The organism is Dyadobacter psychrophilus (assembly GCF_900167945.1).
Taxonomy (GTDB): Bacteria; Bacteroidota; Bacteroidia; order Cytophagales; family Spirosomataceae; genus Dyadobacter; species Dyadobacter psychrophilus.
Map to the genome: position 1 here is coordinate 1,663,575 of NZ_FUZA01000001.1, position 20,726 is coordinate 1,684,300.

Here is a 20,726-nt window from a genome sequence, read left to right on the forward strand (position 1 = left end):
TTTATTTAATGGAGACCAATTGAATGGCTGAACCTGGTGTCAAACGCAGCATATTGCTCGTAATAATGGTGTCGCCGGGAGCGAGTCCTTTCGTAACATGCACAGAATAAGCGCTGCGCTCGCCAACTTCGATCGATTTAAAACCTGCTTTACCAGCATTGACCACATATACGCTGTAACCTTTCGAAGATGGGATCAGGGCCTGATTTGGCACCAGTAACGCATTACCGGTGTTGCTTAAACGTAAAGTCAGGCGTGCACTTTGGCCAGGTAATAACGTTCCGCCTTTATTGTCCGTAACGGCCCGCATCAGCAATGTTTTGGTTTTTTGATCCAGTCCGGCTTCATGGGCAACGATCCTGCCTTTGTAAATTTTGTCGTTGGACTCAACATTATACTGCACTTCATCACCGGTTTTGAGCGTATTTGCATGTTTTTCGGGAACTGCGAAGTCGATTTTCAGGCGGCTGTTATCGGTAAGCAACGCAAGCGGACTTCCGGGCGTTACAAAGGCGCCGGTGTACACATTCACAATGCCCAGGTAACCGCTGAACGGGGCGCGAATGCTGGTTTTGGCAATCATTACTTTCAACTGCTCGATTTTCGCCTGCAAAACTTTCAGGTTTGTAAATGCCTGATCGTAGTCCTGCTGAATCGCTGCTTCCCTGTCGATCAGATCTTTAAGTCTTCTTTCGTTAAGCAAAACCAGTTTCTCCTGTTGTTTCAATTGTTCCAGTTCGGCAAGCAGATCGGCGTCATCCAGTTTGAACAACAATGTCCCGGCATTTACGAATTTTCCTTCTTTGGCATGCACCGCAACTACTTTGCGGTTAAGTTCGCTTGAAATGCTCACTTCCTGATACGCCATCAGCGTCCCTGAAACGGTCATTTCTTCATTTAATGATTCCGATTTGAGCACCTGGCCGTCAACCGGCGTTCCTGTTGGTTGTGTTGCTGCTGCTGGTTTAGCAGGCTCAGGCTTTTCGGACGTGTATCCTTTGAAGAATACGGATAGCAATATCACGGCAGTAATAATGAGACCGGATATTATTTTGGCTGACTGAATGGTCTTTTCCATGTATAGATTAATTTAAATATTTCGATTGATTAGAAAATGGTTTTTTATTTTTCATGGCTAATGGTACTTTTTCAAAATTTAGACTTGACAAATGTTGGGCTATCTGCCAGGTCTATGAACATTAAGTAAACGTTGGTTACTTATTAATATATCGAAATGTATCGATATATTAGGGTAAAAAAACTCAGATTTTTAATTTGTTCAAAAACTGAACGTACTCATTGAGAACCTCTTTGTTTAATTTGTATTTCACGTTTCTTCCTTCTTTTTCCACAACGATCAGATCTGCATCGGCCAATTGCTTTACATGATGTGAGATCGAGGGTTGGGTTAAATCAATAAACTCGGAAATTTCGTGACAATACAAACAATCTTCTTTTTGGCGCAACTCCTGTAAAATAAGAATACGGCTGGGGTCGCTCAACGCTTTCGATATCCGCTCCACTCTCCTGACCTCCATGATTTAAGATATATAGATAAATTTGAATGTATTAATAAACTGTACAGTGCAGACATTACAAAGCAAATGAATAAATAATTCCATGATGAACAAAAACTTTCCAAAATGACCCAACCTTTTTTAAGCGAGCCTAAACCCGATCCAGAATAAAGTTGCCGTCGATTCCCAATTTTTCATGTATAGCTTTTAGAAAAGGCACATCCGGCTGTCTTTTCCCATTTAGTATTTGCGAGATTTTAGCCGAGCCCATTCCGAACATTTCCGCGAGTTTTCCCTGCGTGATGTTCATCTCATTGATCCGTTGTTGAACAACGGCAGTGATCGTCACAGTCAAGGGCATGATGTTCATAACATTATCCTCATAATATTCCGCCAGCAAAGTCAGTTTGTGCAACTCCTCAGTTTCTTTCTCATTCAATGCATTAAAACCACCGGCATCAGTAGCCTTCTGAATAAATCCTTCGATCAACGTCATAACCTGCTTGTATTGCGTCTCGTTTCTTATCTTATCGATCATAGCTTTTTTCAAATGGTGGAACAGTTGATTTTATCATAGCCAGTGTGCGTCCCGATAAATCTTATACACAGCGTTCTTCTATTAAAATGGACCATTGCCACCAAGCGGTATGAATTCCCTTTAATGTTGAAAACAAACCGATCATTGCCAACGGCATCTACGCTATTAAATGTTTTCTTGATGTCCGCAAATGTCGCCCAATCACTCTTTCGCACCTTTTCATACCAATCATTAAGCGGCTCAGCGGCGTTGTGATGCACTTTAATAAAGTCTAGTAAGGCTGTCTTTGCGATTATCACCATAAGCAAAATTATAGCATTTTTCATAAAATGAAAAATATTTCAAAATATGAAAATACAGCTATTGTCAAGCCATTAGAAATACCTCGATAACATGCTCTTTATCAAACCAATATCGTATCTCAAAACCATAAAATCCAACTATCGCCTTTACAATTGCCAGTCCGAGACCTGTGTTATTTTTATCATTTGAACCTTTATGAAATCGGTGAAACATTTTTTCGGGGTCGAGCGCGGCGGCTTTGGATGAATTGGTGATTTTAAATGAATTAGGATTGATTTCAATGTCTACTTTTCCAGGGGATGTGTTGTGGACGATGGCATTTTTTAGCAGATTGGAAATCAGGATTGCGGCAAGATCCTTATTCATTAATACATGCAGATCTGCTTTTTCGTCTACTGAAATGGTTACGTCTTTAAATTCTGCAAAATCAGCAAACTCCTCCGCGAGATCTTTGACAATTAAATTAATAGAAACATTTTCAGCATCACTAAACTGTCGGTTCTCGATCTTAGAAAGCAATAAAAGCGACTTATTAAGCCTGGTGAGCCGTTCCAGTGTCTGGATAACCTGCCCAACAGTTTCCATATCACTTTCTGGCAGATTGTTTCTTTCCGCCAGCAATTCCAGTTTGTTCATACTGATTGCAATTGGCGTCTGCAGCTCGTGAGAAGCGTTTTCAATAAATTGCTTTTGACTGCTATAAATGTCAACCGCGTGATTTACAAGTGTGCCGACGGTTTCGTTCAAAACCCGGAATTCCTTTACATTGGTCTCGACCGGTTCAAAAGACTGCTCCTTACCCAGCCGAAAGCGCTTCAATTGCTCTAAAATATCGTAAAACGGCTTCCAGACCTTTTGTAACAACAAATTATTGACCAATAGAATACTCGCAAGCAGTGCCACGTAAAGCCAGATCAATGCAAAAAAAAGATCCTCGATCAAGTCATCCTCCTCAACCATGGACGATATGATTTTCAACTCATAATGTTTGCCATTTTGGAAAAACGCGGTTGACAACATGCGGACAGGTTCCAGGTCCTTCTCATTCTGCATGTACATGAGCGTGTCCTGATAAACGTCCCGGACCTTACGCGCTTCCTGTTCCGAAATTTCAAAAATCTCGTAGTTCCCTTCCCCAAAAGTATTCCGCGATAACGTTGCGGGATCTTCCCTAACCTTGTCGACAATGAGCATTTTATAGTTGTCCAAACCATCGTCCAGACTGTCATAAACCTCATCCAGCATATTGATGTAAAATAGCACAGCCCACACACTGAGTATTCCCAACAATGCGATCGAGAGGTATTTTAATGTGTGATTGAGCAAATTCATAGTTGTGCCAGTTTGTAACCAATACCATAAACGGCCTGAATTTCTATGCCCGCCCTATTTTCTTTGAGCTTTTTACGCAGGTTTTTAATTTGGGAATAAATAAATTCATAATCATCCGAATCGTCCATATAGTCACCCCAAACGTGTTCGGCCAGCGAAGTTTTGTTCACCAGCCGGTTCTTGTTCAGGATCATGTACATTAAAATATCGAACTCCTTTCTGTTCAGAGCCAGCAGATTACCATCAACAACAACCGTTCTTTCCTCATGATCCAGTGTCAGATTTGCAATCTCGATCAGATGTTTGCCCTGGAAAGATTTTCGCCTCAAAACAGACTTTACCCTGGCGGTGAGTTCTGCGATGTGGAAAGGTTTGGTGAGATAATCATCGGCGCCGAGGTTCAGGCCTGCGAGCTTGTCATCCAGTGAATCTTTGGCTGAAATGATAATGACATTATCCGACTTTCCCGTGCTTTTCAGCTCCTGCAAAAGGCTGAGCCCGCTGCCGCCGGGGAGCATAATGTCCAGCAAAATACAGTCGTAGTCGAAGGAAATGATCTTATCCAATGCGCTGCGATAATCTCCGGCGGTTTCCACCAGAAACGCTTCCATTTCAAGTGATTGGCGGATCACGTCCGACAGCTCTTTCTCGTCTTCTATTATCAGAATTTTCATCAACCGCGAAATTGGGAAATAAAACTGGAAAGAATCTGGAATTGCCGGGCGACGTTTGCCGGGCACAGTTATTGTAATCTGCCTACTTACATTTCTATTGAACAACAAACGTCTGAAAACCATGGATATTTACCAAATAGCCTCTCAGTGGGAAGGGTCGAACATCGAAAACGATCCTTCCGATCCGCGTGAAACGCCTCCATTTGATCCGCGTCCCGAAGTGCCCTCGCCGGATGTGCCTGAGGAAACGCCGCCATTTGAAAGAGACCCGGAAACGCCTCCTGTTCGTCCGGAGCCCGAAATGCCTCCGGTTGAGCCTGTTGTTCCGGAAGTGGAACCATTACGGGATCCAGGTGGCGAGCCCGATATCCCTGCTTTTAATTAAGCCGCGGTAATCCACCGATGTAAGTCTCAGCAACTCCTATTACATTCCCGTTATTAAAGAATCTGTTTGGAGTGAAGTGGCTTAATTTTTAGAATCATGGATAACAATCAAATCGTTACAGCGCTTTTTGACGCTGTACAAAACAATAATCTGGACATTGCCGGCGCAGACAAAAAATTTTACACCAAACTTGTTCTGCACGCTGCCGAAATTCGTGATCTATACACACAACTATATAATGATCACCCCGAGTTTGGCACCAACTTTACAAAGTTGATAGAAGTGCTGATTTCCGCACATCTTAACCGCCCACAGGAATTAAAAGACCGCGATAACAAGAAGCCCGAAAACTGGTATATCAGTAACGAACTCGCTGGAATGAGCATTCATATGGACCGGTTCAGTGGCGGTCTGAATGCACTGCGAGACAAATTTCCCTATTTCCAAGATCTCGGGATCAATGTGCTTCACCTCATCAATGCGGGAACAAATCTTAACGAAATAAGAGCTGCCATGCATCAAAATGGCATGTCCCTTATGTTGGATTTGAGTCAAAATAACCAAGCAATTTCTGATTGTACCAATCCCGCTGGATTAGTAAAGCTATTAGAAGAAATTTTCACCCAGGCTAATGTCGGAGTGGATATTTTACGGATTGATGTTGCTGATTTTAAAGAAAACCAATTTCATATCCATACCATTTTCCAGTTAGTTAAACAATGTTTGCAGGTTACATCGCCAGGAATGGCCCTGGCGGTTTCAGCAATTGGTTCAGCAGAAGAAGCGATGACGTTTTTTGGTGAAGGCCGATATATGGCTAAGGAAGCTGATTTTGTATACAATACCACGCAAACGGCCCTGCAACGGGATGCGCTGGCTTCCGGGCAGGTTACTGAGATGGCGGAAGCGGAGGTTCTTATGCTGAATAAACCGTTCGGTACAACCTGGATCACATCTGCAAGTAATGTCGGTAACACAGGTAACTCTTCCGCTTCCCTTCAACAAATACTGCTCATGCAAGCCAATTGTTTCTTAATTGGCGGACTTCCGATGCTGTCTTACCAGGATGAGTTGGAAGGCACAATTGAAAGCAAGATTTTTTCCGGAATTAAAAAATTGCTCACAATCCGGAAAAGGCTGAATGTGGTTGCTGATACAAAAAATACGCGCTGGCTGCCCCGGCACAATATCCACATTGCGGGTTTCGTACGAAATGGTCGCGAAAAGGCGCTCTATTGTATTTTCAATTACAGCAACGAAAGCGCATATTTAACGTGGCACTCATTTCGGCACAATGGTTTGGCGCCTGAAAAATTGTATGACCATTGGCGTGAAGATTACTATGAACCCGGCAGTGACGCCGAATTTTTGGTGATCGAACCTTATGGATTTTATCTGCTTGAAGTAGTGGCCTGAATAACCTAGTAAAATTTCTACATTCTACCTGAAATTATTCAAAGAAATTGTATCTTCCGAGAAAAAATATACTCCTCAGGCATGAAAAAACTTTTACTAGCTTACTTTTTGCTTTCCTCCTTTATTAGTCAGGCTCAGTCATATAAGTCGCTTCCAGGTAAGATTGAGGCGGAGGATTACACCACAATGAACTCAGTAGGCACTGAGGGCACATCAGACATAGACGGCGGCCAGAATGTTGGCTGGATTCAGGATGGCAGCTGGATGGATTATGACGTGAATGCGACCGTCGCAGGTTACTACACATTCCGTTTTAGAGTTGCCAACGGGTACAGTCCGGAAGCTATGCTTTCGGTGAAAAATGCCAATGGCGACATGCTTGGACAGCGCATTTTGCCAGAAACCGGCGGCATGCAGAACTACACGACCGTTAGCTTTGTAGCGTTGCTTCCGCAAGGCAACCAGACATTAAGAATTTTCGCAGAAAAGGGCGGTTTTAACTTCAACTGGTTTGAAGGATCCGCATCACGCAATGTTTCCGGGAGGATAGAGGCAGAAGATTTCGATGCTGTAAGCGATGTCCGGACGGAGACAACGGCTGATACGGACGGAAATCTTAATGTGGGTTATATTGACGATGGCGATTATTTGGATTATAACATTAAACTCGCATCAGGCGGCACTTACACGGCCAATTTCAGGATTGCCAATAGTTATGGTTCAGGTGTTATTGAAATAAAAAACGGCAGCGGAACATTGCTGGGACAGCTGAATGTGCCGCAAACAGGCGGCTGGCAAAATTGGGCCACTATCAGCACACAACTAACATTGCCAGCAGGAAGTCAGGTTATCCGCCTGGCAACTCCCCAGGGTGCATTCAATTTTAACTGGTTTGAACTCGTTTCCCAGGGCGAACCAACCATCGGTACAGCATTGCCTGCAAGAATGCAGGCTGAAAGTTTTGACGCGTCCAACAACATTGGAACAGAGGCAACCACTGATGACGGCGGCGGTGAAAATGTAGGCTGGATCCAGGACGACAGTTGGATGGAATACAAGGTGAACTCCGCTGAGCAAGGCATTTACACTTTCAGTTATCGCGTGGCAAATGGTTATAGTCCCGAAGCCTCTTTCGCTTTAAAAAAGGGCGACGGAACGGAACTCGGCCGCATTACGGTCCCACAAACGGGTGGCATGCAGGGCTGGCGAACCGTTAATATGCTGGCAGCACTGCCCGCAGGAAACGAAACATTAAAAATACAGTCATTGAAAAGCGGCTGGAATTTTAACTGGTTTGAAGCCAAAGCATCGCGCCCGCTTACGGGCAGAATGGAAGCCGAAACATTTGACCTCGCCAGCGACGTGAGAACGGAAGAAACCTCCGACACAGACGGCGGCTCAGCGGTCACTTACATTGACGACGCCGACTGGCTCGATTACAATGTGAAGATTGCAGCGGCTGGCGCTTATACCATCGGTTTCCGGATTTCTAATAGTTATGGAAACGGCCTTATTGAGATCAAAAATGGCGCTGGCAACGTCCTTGGAAACATTAATGTTCCGCAAACAGGCGGCTGGAACAATTACAGCACAATCCGCACGACGGTTAACCTTCCAGCCGGCAGTCAGATTTTACGAATTTATGCAAACCGCGGTGCGTTCAATCTGAACTGGTTTGAAATCACAACAGGCACCGTTCAGGAACAATCGACCATTACATTTGGCGAGCTTGGTACCAAAGGTTTGCAGGAAGGAACATTTAATCTCGTTGCCAGTAGCAATAACATTGAGTCGCCCATTACTTTTTCTTCTTCCAACACCGCAGTAGCGACCGTTTCTAATGCCACCGGCGTTTGGAAAGCAACACTTGTTGGCGCGGGACAAACTACAATAATCGCTTCGCAAAGCGCAAGCGAGCATTATCTGCAAGCGGAAAATGTGAGCAGAGATTTGACAGTTACGGAACAATCCACCCCAACAGATCCGATTGCCGGAGCCAAAATTATTCTCGATCCGAAACGCTGGTACCAGCTGACCAACGCCGCCAACGGATTGGAAGGCCTTTTTGATGGTAACACTCAAGCGGATGTGCTGACAGGCTGGGGAAAGGCAATTGACTATTATGACGCTTATTATCCGCTTAAAGATGGTGAGCAAATCACATTGGAAAGTGTTAAATTTTTCGATTTTACAGGTTCGACAGAAAATCAACCGTTTATATTGTCTGTGATTGACGATCAATGGAACCGCATTCAGGTGGCAACATTCACTGGTTCCGTTTATAATGGCTGGGTGGGACCTTATCCAGACAGAGCTTCAAACAATCAATTCACGCTGGACGCGCCTGTTTCCAACATTCGTTATCTCGTTTTAACAATTCCAAATCTGCTTCCTACCGAATTGGAACTGTATGGAAGTTACACGCCAGCACCTCCATCCAACGCGCCGGGACGAACAAAGAACATCCGGTTAAAGGATCTGCTGGGCGTGAATGGTTATGAATGGAATTTCCAGGATGGCGCTCATACCGAATCGCTTGTAGAGTCGAAAGTGACCGCTGCCAAAAGTTTTTCCGGTTTCAGACATTATATGGATTGGGAAAAACTGGAATCCAGAGAAGGCGTTTTCTCTTATAACCCGACATTGAGCGGAAGCTGGAATTATGACCTGATTTATGAAAGATTAAAACAGGAAAACATTGAAGTGCTGGCCTGCCTTAAAACGCTTCCAGGCTGGATGCTGGCCTCTTACCCCGAAGGAGAAAGAGATTCCGAGAACGTGCCGGTTCGCTATGGAAAGGATTTCAAAGATCCGCTTTCCTACATCGAGCAAGCCAAAGTTGCTTTCCAATATGTTGCACGTTACGGCAGCAATGTGAATGTTGATCCATCATTATTGAAAGTGGATACGATTCCAAGATGGTTTGGCGATTATGCCAATACAGTAAAAATTGGCCTGGATCTGATCAAATACATTGAATGCGATAACGAGCGTGACAAATGGTGGAAAGGCAGAAAAGGTTACCAGACTGCACGCGAATATGCAGCCAATATTTCTGCATTCTACGATGGGCATAAAAACACGATGGGCGCAGGCGTAGGTGTGAAAAATGCCGACCCAAATATGAAGGTCGTTATCGCAGGAATGGTTACAGGCCCGGATTATCTTAAAGGAATGGTTGACTGGTGTAAGGAATTCAGAGGTTACCGCCCGGACGGCAGTGTAAACCTTTGCTGGGACGTTGTCAATTTCCACCTTTATACGGATGATGCTTCATCAAACCAAAGCGGCACTTCCACGCGTGGAGTGGCTCCTGAGGTTGGTAATGCACATATCACGCTTGATAATTTTGTAAAGACTTCCAAAGAAATGTCTCAGGATATGCCGGTTTGGATCACGGAAGCGGGTTATGATCTAACGCAAACCAGCCCGTTGAAAGCGATCCCTATTGGCGATAAATCTCCGATGCAAACACAAGCAGACTGGATCCTGCGCACGTCGCTATTTTCTGCCCGTCATGGGATCGAAAAGATTTTTTATTATCAAATGTATGATGATAACCCTGCCTGGGGATGGATGTTTGGTTCTTCGGGGCTATTAAACGACGATCAGTCGCGCAGACCGGTTTCAGATTATTTTATTCAAACCAAAAACCTGTTTGGTGATTACATTTACAAAGAAACCATTCATGCTGACCCGGTTGTGGATCGCTATGAGCTGAACGGAAAATCGCTGTTCATACTGGCTATCCCCGACGAAGTGGGCCGCACAGCGGAGTATACTATTGATTTAGGTGAAACTGGCGTTGCGAAAATTTATACACCCACTGCCGGAAGCGATTACATGGCCATGCAGGAAAAAGGCATTGTGGATGGAAAAGTGACAGTTACGGTTACAGAAACACCGATTTTCGTGATTGCTTCAAGTGCTCAAAATGCCCGGACCGCAGCCGCAGCGCCGGAGTTAATTAACGAATTGCCTCTGCATGAAGATGTAAATGTTTTCCCAAATCCGGCAGCAGATTTTATCAACATTGAATTGGCAAATGAAAATAGCGCAAATGTTGAGTTGAAACTTTTTGACGCAAAGACAGGAAGACTTTATAAAAACGGTTATCTACAAAAACAATCAAATAAATTATCCCATAAGCTTGATTTGACACATTTGCCGGTTGGCACTTACATTATCGAGGTGAAGCAGGGAAATCAAAGCACATTCCGCAAAGTGGCAAAAGTGCTTTAATAATGGGGCACCCCGCGGTTCGCCATCCTGCTTCCATCCAGCCTGGAAATATTGAACTTATCCCGATATTCCTTCGGCGTAACGCCTGTGCTCTTTTTAAAAAGTTGTCGAAACGATTTGAGATCATTATAGCCTGAGTTCAACATCACTTCAAGCACGCTTTGATCTGTTTGTGCGAGAAGTTTTTTGGCAGCCTCTATGCGCGTTCTTTGTAAATATTCAATCGGTGTAACCCCAACTGCCTGCTTGAACCGCCGCACCACATTGCGCCTGCTGGCCGGAATATCCTGGATCAAAGCCTCAATCGTGCTCCCCTCCTGATATTCCTTTTCAATTTTCTGCTGGGCCATGTTTACCAAACCGTCCCCATGGTCCAGCGAAGGTGAAAATGTCCCGAAATAAGTCTGCTGCTCACGGTCCATATCAATCGCAAACATTTTAGCAGTGCGAAGGGTCAACTCCTTGCCGCAAAATCTCTGGATCAAATAAAGCATTAAATGAAAACTGCTCGTCGCGCCGCCGCTTGTGTAGATGCCATGGTCATCCGTTACAACAGCATCGCTTTTCATAATTACTTCCGGGAAGTTTGAAGCCAGCGCCATCGCGGCGTCAATGTGCGTTGTGGCCTCTTTTCCATTCAGTAAACCTGCCGCTGCGAGCAAGAAGGCACCCGTACAAAAGCTCGCAATTTCAGCCCCGTTCTTGTATTGATCCCAAAGCCACGGAATACAAATCTGGTTTTTCGCAATCGAAGCTTTTAAATCACCCGCACCGAAAGCCGGCACTAAAATGAGATTTTGCTGCTCTGCCAAAGTCACCGAGCTGATTTCATAGGCTCCGTAAAACTGAGGCGGATTGATGTCTGGTGAGAAAAGATTAATATTGAAAAAGGGAGCGCCGTGCTCCCGCTCGTAAAACATGTTTGCTGATTCAAAAACATCCAGGATAGCCGCTACACTTAGCAAACGATGCTTATTTGTAATCAAAAGACCTAACTGTATCATTGTTTTAACGATTTAAGCAAAGTGCGGGACAATATACTGTTTTTTTGTCTCAAATGCCCCTGCTAGTTGACCGTTTGAAGCCAGCTTGTTACAAATTCTGTCCTTATTTTTGTTTTAAACTAAAATCGAATATTAACATTAATGGCATGGATGCATAAGTGGGCCTAAAAAGCATTAGTGGAAATCCGTGCATCCGTGGCAAAAATCCGAAACTTATGAGCAAATCAAAATTCGAAACATCTCTGGAATCAGGCGTTCACAATCAGTTGCAATCTCTCGTCGGAAGTTGGAAAGGAACCACTAAAACGTGGTTCGAACCGGGAGTAGTAGCCGACGAATCACCAATGGAAGGAACTATCCGGTCTATCCTGGGAGGCAGATTCGTCATCCACGAATACAATGGATCATTAACCGATCAGCCATTTGAAGGCATTGCCATTTACGGCCACGATATCCCAAACAACAATTTCCAGTCCGCCTGGATCGACAGTTTCCATATGGGCACCGGGATCATGTTATCCAGCGGCGCTCCCACAACATCCGGCTTTTCCGTACTAGGCAGTTACGGCGGCCCTGATTTCCCCGAACCCTGGGGCTGGCGAACCGTTGTCGAACTTCTGGACAATGACAACCTCATCATCACAGCTTACAACATTTCACCAGAAGGCCAGGAAGACAAGGCTACGGAGACGGTTTATAAGCGAGTTGGGTGATCAATTGGGCAGACAGTGTCTGCCCAATTGATCACCCAATGGCACGGATTTGTTAACCATCGGTAAGAGGTTACAAATCTGCTAAAAATGAATTACTTGATCCGACTTTTGATTGTGTTGGTGGTTGTGGGGTTTGTCGTTTCCTGTAAGCCCGTTCCGGTTTCGCATTGGTTTCCGGTGACACCGCGGGAACATTATGAGAAAGAGCTCTTTAAGGCCAAAATGGAGAAGACCGCAGCTGGCCAAACCTGGTTCAGCGTTGGTGAGGCCGTTTTGAATGATTCACTGTTTTCCCTTGCCCCTTATCAGGAGCGGTTTTTCCTGGGCGATTCTGTTCCGGCGCAGGCTATCCGGTTGAAAATTCCAGAAGGAAGGAAATTAGTTATCGCACCCTCACGAGAGCCGGGTGATACGTCCGCTCATTTTTTTATGGAGCTTTATAAGATCAAACGCAATGGCAAGCCTCAACGCCTCGACTACATCAGCAACAAAACGCAAACATTGATTTACACAAATGAGGATAACGATACATTATTGCTGCGCCTACAGACTGGCCTTGCCGAAAAAACAGCAGTATCCCTGTCATTAACCACCGAACCAGCATTAGGTTTCCCGGTTTCAGGACATAGCATGTCTTCTGTGATCAGTTTCTGGGGAGCCGACCGGGATGGCGGAATCCGTTCACACGAAGGGGTTGACATCCGGGCAAAACGCGGAACGCCCGTAATTGCAGCTCAAAATGGATTTGTAACACAAACGGGCACCAATAATCTTGGAGGAAAAGTTGTTTTCTTATCTTCCATGAGCAGTCCCTATTCATTATATTATGCACATTTGGACAGTCAACTTGTCTCGGTAGGTGAGCGTGTAGTGGTTGGTGACACGCTTGGATTGGTCGGAAATACAGGAAATGCCATTACAACTGCGCCGCATCTGCACTTTGGCATTTATGCGCGCGGTTCCGGAGCGGTGAACCCGTTGCCATTCATCGACAATCGCAAGGAGAAAATTCCCGGCTTGCCTGAGCAATCACGCTGGCTGGGAGATACGGTCCGCATTCGGCGAAAAGCCAATTTATATATTTCTCCGCAGTTTGAACAGTCTGGCCAGATCGCTATCCTTGCTGCCAATACATCGGTGCGGATATTGGGAGAAATGGCGAAAGGCTTCCGGGTGGAACTGGAAAATGGCACGAAAGGATATATTCCTACCGTGCCGCTGGCAACATATTCAAAACAAATTTCTTCAATCAGATAACATTGGCATACAAAAAATCCGAGAGCAGATGAACTGGTAAATCTGTCCCGGATTTGCATACAGCCTGGAAGCAAGCGCCTCGGACTGTGATCTTCTATAAAACCTATTTTAGTTCTGTTAACCATTGCTGGGCAAATCCGCGTGCAGCATTGGTTGGCCCGGCGCCCATTCTGTAACAAAATTTCCAGACATCATTTTTGCCTTCGTAAGCAGCATTCACAAATTTGTCGCGGTTATCAACCACCTTTGTCTTTGCAGCGAAGTCAACGCCCTTGCTTTTGTCCAGAAACTCTGTCAAGCGCGCAGAAAGCACCTTTTTAGGATCTTTCCACTTCTCATATTCTTCCGCATTCTGCTGGTTATTCTTAGCCATCGTTTGCTCCGACTGCGCAATTTCGTCGGCAGCAAGAAATTCAGCGTATTGCTTTTTAAACGCTTCAAAATCCGATTTTAAAAGCGGCTTGATCTTCTTGAAAAACGCGGCTGTCTGCTTTCCGTTTTCAATTGTTTTCTTGAAATCCGCGCGCTGATCGGCTGGCAGGCTTGTCAGCATTCCTTCCATGCCTGCATAGGTTTCACCGGACTGTATCTGGATATCGACGATCGGGGCCATATCCGCAGCTTTCAGTCCCTGCACACCTTTCAGCCGACTGGCAAGGATCTCCGCTTTTCTTTGTTCGCTGACCTTCGCATCGGTTTGCTGAAAGTTCTTGCTGAGCCAATTGTTGTAACGGTTTTTGAATTCGTCGGATTTAAAATAATCCTTCACGAAACCACCGGCTTTGTGAATGGCGGCTGCTTGGTTTTCCGTCGAAATCGCGCGGCATGCCGCTTTTACAGAGCTGCTTACATAGGGAGAGTTTACAGTATTATTTTGCAAAGTGTTCCATAACCTTTCTTGAAAATCCTTCCGGGTGGCGCCCATTTCGGAGAAATCTTCCGAAAAGGTGAAGTTCAAAAAGCAAAGGCAGAATGCGTAGAGAAAGAGGATACTAATTTTATTTTTCATGGCTATAATAAATGGGGGGCACTATTGTTTATCTGCGATCATTTCTATCTCCTGGCCGTCGAAAATCACGAAAATATTGAGCTTACTGGATTTTACGCTGCCTACTTTTTCCGTTCCTTCATAAATGTCAATGCCTGTACTGCCTGCATTTTTAAGGTTTAATGTACCAAGATCTTCGTCCGGTTCAGAAACACCGCCTAGTTTCAGTTTCATTTTGGCAGTGATAACTTCGGCCGAAAACTTGTCGAGCTGAACCGTGATCACTGCTCCGTTTAGTGGCTTGTTGGTGCCATCCAAATTCAACTCGGTGACCCTATAAGTACCGGCAACCTGGGCGGCCAGTTCGGGAGCAGGATTCTTGTCTTTGTCTTCTTCGCAGGCAAAGAATAATGTACTCAGGAATAAAATCAGAAAAATCTTTTTCATGGCTGTTTTAATTAAAAATTGAATAGATAGATGTTATAAATTGTCCTTTTTGACTCTACAAAGGTAGACCGCTACTAGCCAGGCAATCAATCCTCTAAAAGTAGGATTTTCGAAAAATCATGCTTTTAGAGGATATTATTGAAAGGTTTTATTTAGGAATTTTACACCCGTAATTTTCCAGCCACAACTCCTCCGTGAATCGATGAAATTAGTTTATAAGACGGCCCTACTCTTCTTTCTTTATGTACATGCGAGCGCCCAAAACGCAGATGCGATTTTGAAGAAGATCAGGGAAAGTAAGGAAGACACAAACCGCGTGCTGGCGTACATTGAATATGGTCAGTTGCTGGAAAATCAGAATCTCGACAGTGCCGGTAAATATTATTTGAAGGCCGAAGCATTAAGCCAGAAGCTGAACTATGGTATAGGTAAGTTCAAATTCCGCTCGAACTACACTTACATTCTGAATTTGCAAGGCAAGTTTGATCAAGGACTCAAACTGAACAAAGAGAGTTTCGAAATCGCCAGGGAATTGAAACACGAGGTGAACATTGGAAAAAGCCTTGCCAATATCGCCACCAGTCACGTCTATATGGGCAATTTTACGGAAGCCATCAAGTATTACCAACGATCGGCAGATCAGTTTGAGAAGCTGGGAATGAAGGAATTTTTGCCAAGACTTTACATTAGCATCGGATCAGCATTTGAACATGCCAATCTTTTTAATAAATCATTGGTATACAAACAAAAAGCATTGCAGCTGGCCCGTCCGATGAAGGACAGTCTCACACTTGCAGACATTCTGACAAATCTCGGTGGCTGTTACTTCAATTTAAAACGCTATAAAGAAGGCTTGGCAGTTTACACCGAAGGACTTGCAGTGGCGCAAAAAATCAAGTCGGATATTTTTGTGGTGCAGGCTTATGGCGGACTTTGCAGGGTTAACAGGGGTCTGAAAAAGTTGGATGTGGCGCGGGAATATGGAGAAAAAGGGTTGGATTTGGCAAGGAAGACGGGCAATGTGTTTTTGGAAATGGAATGTCTCCGTGCACTAATGTTCGTAGCAGAAGACAGCAATCAGCCAGAACTTTCTGCGAAATACACCAGGGAAGCGCTCAAAATTGCCGAAGCCAATGAAATGACGGATCATTTGGTGGAGCTGTACGAGGATTATGCAACGGATCTGGCGCGCGAAAACAATTACAAAGGAGCTTACGATTATCTGATGAAATACACGATCATGAACGACTCGATCCAGGGACTTGACATTCAAAAACAATTGCAGGAACTGGACACGAAATATCTGACAGCGCAAAAGGAAAAGCAGATCGTCACGCTTGAAAAAGAAAAACAAACCCGTAACACACTAATTTATAGCCTGATAGCAGGTTTAGTCGTATTCATACTGATAGCGGTTTTAGTTTACAGGAACATCGCGATCCGCAAGCGGATCGCCGAACAGGAGGTTTTACAATTGCAACAGGAAAAACAGCTGGTAGCCACAAATTCAATTTTGAAGGGCCAAGAAGAAGAACGCACCCGCGTAGCCAGGGACTTGCATGACGGTCTCGGCGGATTATTATCTGGTATCAAATTAACTTTAAATTCCGTGAAAGGAAATGTAATTCTACCCGAGGAAAGCGCTATGACCTTTACCCGGGCACTCACACAACTTGATGGCGCAATCAGCGAAATGCGCCGCGTGGCACACAGCATGATGCCCGAAACATTGGTCAGGTTTGGCCTCATCGAAGCTCTTAATGATTTTTGCGAAGGCATCAGCTCATCCGGACAACTTAAAGTCACTATGCAGAACTTTGGCTTTGAGGAACGCCTCGATTCTTCCATTGAAATCGTGCTTTACCGCGTCGTGCAGGAGCTTTTGAACAATGTGCTCAAATATGCGGAAGCTACGGAAGCGCAGGTTCAGCTTACGCGGGTCGGGAGCAACGTCAGCCTCACAGTGGAGGATAATGGCAAAGGTTTTGATGTTAACAGCCTGGAAACGAGCAAGGGCGCAGGGTTCAGAAATGTGCAAGCCAGGGTTGATTATCTCAATGGCAAGCTCGATATTCAGTCCACGCCCGAAGAAGGCACCTCGGTGCTGGTAGAAATTGTAGTATAAATTGCTTTTTAGCAAAAAAACGTATCCCAACTTTATCTGAACATTATGAGTGTCAAAATCCTGATTGTAGATGACCACCCGCTGGTATTGGAAGGCCTGAAATCCCTTTTGTCTGAAAGTGAAGGCATATCGGTCGTAGGCACCGCCACCAACGCCATAGACGCCATTGCATTCCTCAAATCCAACGAAGTTGACATTGCTTTTCTGGACATTAACCTGCCAGATATCAGCGGAATAGAGCTTTGCAAGAAGGTTAAGGATCAATTCCCGGAAGTGAAAACACTTGCGCTAAGCACATTCAGCGAACGGGCTTACGTCTCGCGAATGATCCAGAACGGCGCTTCGGGATATCTGATCAAGAGTTCCAGCAAGGAAGAAATACTGGAAGCCATTGATCAGGTCCAGGCGGGCGGTTATTTCATGAATGTCAATTTTGATCAGGCCGCTGCCGCGCCTACGCCTAAAACAATCCCGTTCCTGACACGCCGGGAAAAAGAAGTTCTTATTCTCATCGCAGAAGGCCTCACCAATCCCCAGATCGCCGACAAACTATTCATCAGCGTCACCACCGTAAACAGCCACCGCCAAAACCTTCTCATGAAATTCGAAGTTTCAAATACCGCATCACTCATTAAGCTTGCAGCGGGGTTGGGGTTGATTTGATGACAAGTAAAGTTTCAATTGGTGGAAGACTCAAAAAATTAATTAAATTTGAGAATGACAACATTAAGAGTAAGCATACTAAACCCAAAAGCGACAAAATTGCTGAAAGATCTGGCAGATCTTGAATTGATCGCAATTGAAAAGCAGTCTGCTTCCGGTTTTGCTTCAATTCTCAAACGACTACGTTCCAAAAACAAATCAGTTCCCAATATGGATGAAATCACCAGGGAAGTAGAGTTGGTCCGTAGCAAACGATATGAGAAATAACCCCGAAAGAATAATTTTAGACACCAATCTTTGGATAAGTTTTCTCATTTCAAAAGACTTTTCGAAGCTAGATAAAATCCTCTTCTCCCGGAAATGCCGTTTGGTTTTTAGCGAAGAGCTTATGCAGGAATTCTTGCAAGTCGCAGGCAGGCCAAAGTTTAGAAAACATTTCTCTTCGGACGACTTCGAAGCCATCCTGGAATCGATAGAAGCGTATGCGGATTTCGTTCACGTCACCACAGAAACAACACTCTGTCGAGATCCCAAGGATAACTTTCTACTTTCGCTGGCAATAGACAGCAAAGCTGCTTATTTGCTGACCGGGGACGCCGACCTTCTGAATATCGAGAAAATTGATGATACAGAAATACTGACTATTTCAAACTTCCTTCACAAAATATAACAACTCCGCCAAAAATCTCACCTATAACGTCGCTGGCAAGGATTTTTTATTCCTATTAAGAATATTTATCCTTCCATATGACTAAAACGATTTACTGTTTCTTTTTTGCGTTGGTCTTTTCTGTAACAGGCGCTTTTGCGCAGCTTACAATTTTTAATGTTTCTTCTTCCGAGATTACGGAAAAGAATAAGTTGAGCTTTCAGCAGCAGTTTGAAATTCAAGACGTTATCAACTCTACAACCACCGCAACCTACGGCCTGGGCAAATTTTGGGAAGTTGGTGTTAATGTTTTCAATATCAACTACGAACGCGCTTCACATCATTTTGTCCATAACGATTCCAGCGCCGTAGAGCCCTATGCACCTTTGGTTCTTGTCAATACGCAGAAGTTGTTCAAGATTAATAAGGTGCTGGGAATTGGCATAGGGGGCTTGATCGGGACAAATCTTGCCCACAAAAAGCATTTGGTTTATTTTACTTACACCAATCTGGCTGCTTCACTCGCAGATGATCATTATAAATTAGCAGCCGGAGGCTATTTCGCCAATAATGGTTACCTGGGCGAAGGTCCTGTTGAAGGGGTTCAGCTCGGGCTTGATGCGGGAATCTGGTACGAAAAAATACACATACTAGCCGACTGGCTTTCCGGCTCCCATTCAAAAGGACAGCTTTCCACAGGCGTCGGAATTTACTTCCTGAAACATCTGCCCGTCTCAGTAGGCTGGCAACGCTCGAACGCCGACGGCTCCCAGGGCTGGGTGCTGCAGGTTACCTATGTGCCGTAATACTGCCAGGCTCAAAACGACACCTACATCACTCATTTGTGACCAAACTTCCAAAGGGAAACAATGCCGATGACACATGCGCCCGATTCATGATCTGACCGAGTTCTTTGGCTTTTTCGGGGAATTGGGGCGTGATATTGGTGGTTTCGCCCGGGTCTTTGGAGAGGTCGTATAGTTCAACTAATGCATCCGGGTTCCCGGCAGCTTTCAACCTTACCGCTTTCCAGTTCCCCTGCCTGACAGCCTGCCGGCCACCTTGTTCATGAAATTCCCAGTATAGATAATCGTGCTTTTTCTGCGTAGGCTTTCCTTTCAATGCGTCGGTAAACGATATGCCGTCAATGTTAGCAGGCGACTGTGCATTGGCCAGTTCGGTGAAAGTGGGCAAAATATCCCAGAATGCTCCTATATAGTCGCTTTTTGAATTTGGCTTGATAACCCCTGGCCACCGTGCAGCGAATGGTTCTCTTACTCCGCCTTCGTATAAATCACGCTTCACGCCACGGAAACCACCGCTGCTATTAAAGAATTTCGGGTCCGCACCGCCTTCCACGTGCGGGCCATTATCGCTGGTGAATATGACAAGCGTATTTTTATCGAGTCCTTTTTCTTTTAATTTATCCAAAACCTGTCCCACGTACATATCCAGACGGCTTACCATCGCTGCAAATGTGGCCCGCGGATGTTCCTGGGAAGCATAGCCACCACTTTTTGCATTGGAACCATAATCTGCGCCTCGGTGAAATTTCTCTTCAAACTTGCCTTTATACGATTGAAAAATGCTGTCATCGGGCACAAGCAGCTCCGCGTGCGGCAAAATGTACGGCAGGAACAGGAAAAATGGCTGCTTACCATCCCTGCTATCCATAAAGCTCAATGCCTTTTTCTGAATGAGGTCCGGTGCGTATTCTTTATTGTAAAGCAGGTTTTTGTTGGCTTCGAGGACTATTTTCTTATCATTTTCCCAAAGATGGTCCGGGTAGTAACGATGAGCGAGACTCTGGCAATTGTAACCATAGAATTGGCTGAAACCCTGTTTGTTAGGATCTCCATCGGAGCCAACCGGCCCAAGTCCCCATTTACCAAACGCACCGGTAACGTAACCTGCTTTTTGCAAAATTTCAGCAACCGTCAACACTGAATCTGCGATGGGTTGCTGGCCTTCGGGCGAAACGCTTTTATTTCCCCTGATATATGTATGTCCTGTATGCTGGCCCGTTAACAGCGAAGATCTGGAAGGGGCGCAAACAGAGGTGCCTGCATAAAATTGATTAAAAACCATCCCTTCCCTCGCCAGACGATCAATGTTAGGCGTTTTAATGAGCTTCTGCCCGTTAAACCCAACATCCCCGTAACCAAGGTCATCGGCAAGAATAAAAATGATATTGGGTCGAACTGCTTTTGAGGCCTGAGTCTGCGCGTGTAATTCTGCTCCGGTGAGATGAACTATCAAGCAGCAAATCAGTGCAATAACGTTTTTCATTATTTACTACTAAATTTGGTATACTTCAAAAAGACATTGAAACCACTGGAATACTTGAAAATCGGTGGCTATCTTTGCCCTGATACCCTACGACAGCACAGACGACTCGCATGAAATTGACAACCACCGAAAATTCCGGCAAGTCGGTCCTGAGCTGTCTCATAGGGTATCAGGGTTCAATAGT

The 20,726-nt window shown here is 44.8% G+C and carries 20 protein-coding genes; 10 read left to right on the forward strand and 10 right to left on the reverse strand.

The window, feature by feature from the left end:
* Position 1 precedes the first annotated feature (1 nt).
* From B5X68_RS07030 to B5X68_RS07055, 6 genes are all read right to left on the reverse strand, one after another.
* Complete coding sequence (locus B5X68_RS07030; RefSeq protein WP_082213885.1) at positions 2-1,078, reverse strand: efflux RND transporter periplasmic adaptor subunit; 1,077 nt, start codon at positions 1,076-1,078, stop codon at positions 2-4.
* 184 nt (positions 1,079-1,262) lie between these two features.
* A complete protein-coding gene (locus B5X68_RS07035; RefSeq protein ID WP_082213886.1) occupies positions 1,263-1,538 on the reverse strand; it encodes an ArsR/SmtB family transcription factor in 276 nt (91 codons plus the stop codon).
* A gap of 130 nt (positions 1,539-1,668) precedes the next feature.
* Entirely contained in the window at positions 1,669-2,055 is a 387-nt protein-coding gene (locus B5X68_RS07040) for a helix-turn-helix domain-containing protein (protein ID WP_082213887.1), read from the reverse strand.
* 8 nt (positions 2,056-2,063) lie between these two features.
* Positions 2,064-2,381 carry a type II toxin-antitoxin system HigB family toxin gene (locus B5X68_RS07045; RefSeq protein WP_229208311.1) on the reverse strand — a complete coding sequence of 106 codons (318 nt, stop codon included), beginning with the start codon at positions 2,379-2,381 and terminating at the stop codon, positions 2,064-2,066.
* A 40-nt stretch (positions 2,382-2,421) separates the two neighbouring features.
* Positions 2,422-3,690 carry a sensor histidine kinase gene (locus tag B5X68_RS07050; RefSeq protein ID WP_082213888.1) on the reverse strand — a complete coding sequence of 423 codons (1,269 nt, stop codon included), beginning with the start codon at positions 3,688-3,690 and terminating at the stop codon, positions 2,422-2,424.
* The gene (locus B5X68_RS07055) at positions 3,687-4,364 is read right to left on the reverse strand and encodes a response regulator transcription factor (RefSeq protein WP_082214044.1); all 678 of its coding nucleotides are present in this window, start codon (positions 4,362-4,364) and stop codon (positions 3,687-3,689) included. Before B5X68_RS07055 ends, B5X68_RS07050 begins: the two co-directional genes overlap by 4 nt.
* A 121-nt stretch (positions 4,365-4,485) precedes the next feature.
* Here B5X68_RS07055 and B5X68_RS07060 point away from each other — a divergent pair, with 121 nt between their 5' ends.
* From B5X68_RS07060 to B5X68_RS07070, 3 genes are all read left to right on the forward strand, one after another.
* Complete coding sequence (locus B5X68_RS07060) at positions 4,486-4,749, forward strand: filamentous hemagglutinin (protein WP_082213889.1); 264 nt, start codon at positions 4,486-4,488, stop codon at positions 4,747-4,749.
* Between the two features lie 96 nt (positions 4,750-4,845).
* The gene (locus B5X68_RS07065; protein WP_082213890.1) at positions 4,846-6,165 is read left to right on the forward strand and encodes an alpha-amylase family glycosyl hydrolase; all 1,320 of its coding nucleotides are present in this window, start codon (positions 4,846-4,848) and stop codon (positions 6,163-6,165) included.
* An 81-nt stretch (positions 6,166-6,246) separates the two neighbouring features.
* The gene (locus tag B5X68_RS07070; protein WP_082213891.1) at positions 6,247-10,407 is read left to right on the forward strand and encodes a carbohydrate-binding protein; all 4,161 of its coding nucleotides are present in this window, start codon (positions 6,247-6,249) and stop codon (positions 10,405-10,407) included.
* Here the strand turns inward: B5X68_RS07070 and B5X68_RS07075 are convergent.
* Entirely contained in the window at positions 10,404-11,411 is a 1,008-nt protein-coding gene (locus B5X68_RS07075) for a GlxA family transcriptional regulator (RefSeq protein ID WP_082213892.1), read from the reverse strand. The two genes, B5X68_RS07070 and B5X68_RS07075, sit on opposite strands and share 4 nt — an antisense overlap.
* Positions 11,412-11,626: 215 nt before the next feature.
* Here B5X68_RS07075 and B5X68_RS07080 point away from each other — a divergent pair, with 215 nt between their 5' ends.
* Complete coding sequence (locus B5X68_RS07080; RefSeq protein ID WP_082214045.1) at positions 11,627-12,124, forward strand: DUF1579 domain-containing protein; 498 nt, start codon at positions 11,627-11,629, stop codon at positions 12,122-12,124.
* 87 nt (positions 12,125-12,211) lie between these two features.
* A complete protein-coding gene (locus B5X68_RS07085; RefSeq protein WP_082213893.1) occupies positions 12,212-13,381 on the forward strand; it encodes a peptidoglycan DD-metalloendopeptidase family protein in 1,170 nt (389 codons plus the stop codon).
* A 103-nt stretch (positions 13,382-13,484) separates the two neighbouring features.
* Here B5X68_RS07085 and B5X68_RS07090 read toward each other — a convergent pair whose 3' ends face one another.
* Positions 13,485-14,390 (reverse strand): hypothetical protein, encoded by a 906-nt coding sequence (locus B5X68_RS07090; RefSeq protein ID WP_082213894.1) that lies wholly within the window; start codon positions 14,388-14,390, stop codon positions 13,485-13,487.
* A gap of 21 nt (positions 14,391-14,411) precedes the next feature.
* Positions 14,412-14,816, reverse strand: coding sequence for a hypothetical protein (locus B5X68_RS07095; protein WP_229208312.1), 405 nt, complete (start codon positions 14,814-14,816; stop codon positions 14,412-14,414).
* 202 nt (positions 14,817-15,018) lie between these two features.
* On the opposite strand from B5X68_RS07095, the gene B5X68_RS07100 reads away from it, so the two are divergent.
* The 5 genes from B5X68_RS07100 to B5X68_RS07120 all read left to right on the forward strand — a co-directional run bounded on the left by B5X68_RS07100 (position 15,019) and on the right by B5X68_RS07120 (position 19,059).
* Entirely contained in the window at positions 15,019-16,941 is a 1,923-nt protein-coding gene (locus B5X68_RS07100) for a tetratricopeptide repeat-containing sensor histidine kinase (RefSeq protein WP_082213896.1), read from the forward strand.
* A gap of 45 nt (positions 16,942-16,986) precedes the next feature.
* Positions 16,987-17,604, forward strand: coding sequence for a response regulator (locus tag B5X68_RS07105; RefSeq protein ID WP_082213897.1), 618 nt, complete (start codon positions 16,987-16,989; stop codon positions 17,602-17,604).
* A gap of 54 nt (positions 17,605-17,658) precedes the next feature.
* Positions 17,659-17,871, forward strand: a complete 213-nt coding sequence (locus B5X68_RS07110; RefSeq protein ID WP_082213898.1) for a hypothetical protein — start codon at positions 17,659-17,661, stop codon at positions 17,869-17,871.
* Entirely contained in the window at positions 17,861-18,274 is a 414-nt protein-coding gene (locus tag B5X68_RS07115) for a putative toxin-antitoxin system toxin component, PIN family (protein ID WP_082213899.1), read from the forward strand. Before B5X68_RS07110 ends, B5X68_RS07115 begins: the two co-directional genes overlap by 11 nt.
* A 77-nt stretch (positions 18,275-18,351) precedes the next feature.
* Entirely contained in the window at positions 18,352-19,059 is a 708-nt protein-coding gene (locus tag B5X68_RS07120) for a hypothetical protein (RefSeq protein ID WP_082213900.1), read from the forward strand.
* Positions 19,060-19,087: 28 nt separating this feature from the next.
* Here B5X68_RS07120 and B5X68_RS07125 read toward each other — a convergent pair whose 3' ends face one another.
* The gene (locus B5X68_RS07125) at positions 19,088-20,542 is read right to left on the reverse strand and encodes an arylsulfatase (protein WP_082213901.1); all 1,455 of its coding nucleotides are present in this window, start codon (positions 20,540-20,542) and stop codon (positions 19,088-19,090) included.
* Between the last annotated feature and the right edge of the window lie 184 nt (positions 20,543-20,726).